The 595-nt window shown below is 50.6% G+C and carries 1 protein-coding gene; it reads left to right on the top strand.

Translation table 11 applies throughout. The features are described from left to right. On the top strand, positions 1 to 595 hold a 595-nt coding region (locus R7190_RS28980), incomplete at both ends, for a BCCT family transporter (protein WP_318138080.1).

Raw genomic sequence — 595 nt, 5'->3', positions numbered from 1 at the left:
ATCACGTGCACTACGACAAAGGCTTGCGACTTAAACCACGCACGTTGCTTTACCCAATCTTTGGCGACAAAGCGATTCATGGCTGGATTGGTAACCTGGCGGATGCGTGCAGCATCATCGCCGTTGCCGCTGGTACTATCGGCCCTATTGGCTTTCTTGGTTTGCAAATCAGCTACGCGCTGAACTCATTATTTGGTTTCCCAGATAACTTCATTACCCAAAGCATGGTGATTGTCGCTGCCATCGTGATGTACACGCTTTCGGCGCTAAGTGGCGTAAGCAAAGGCATCCAACTTGTGAGCCGTTACAACATCATCCTGTCGGTACTGCTGATCGGTTACATCCTGTTCTTTGGCCCAACGAGCTTTATTATTGATGGCTATGTGCAAGGCGTAGGCCGCATGGTGGATAACTTCTTCCCGATGGCGCTTTATCGCGGTGACACTGGCTGGTTAAGCTGGTGGACGGTGTTCTTCTGGGGTTGGTTTATTGGTTACGGGCCAATGATGGCAATCTTCATCGCGCGTATTTCGCGTGGCCGTACAATTCGCCAATTGATTTTGTCCATCAGTATTGCTGCGCCGCTGATCACCTG

This window comes from Vibrio sp. 1078-1, from assembly GCF_033340475.1.
The sequence above is the reverse complement of the archived record's forward strand: the minus strand, read 5'-3'. Positions and strand labels throughout refer to the sequence as shown.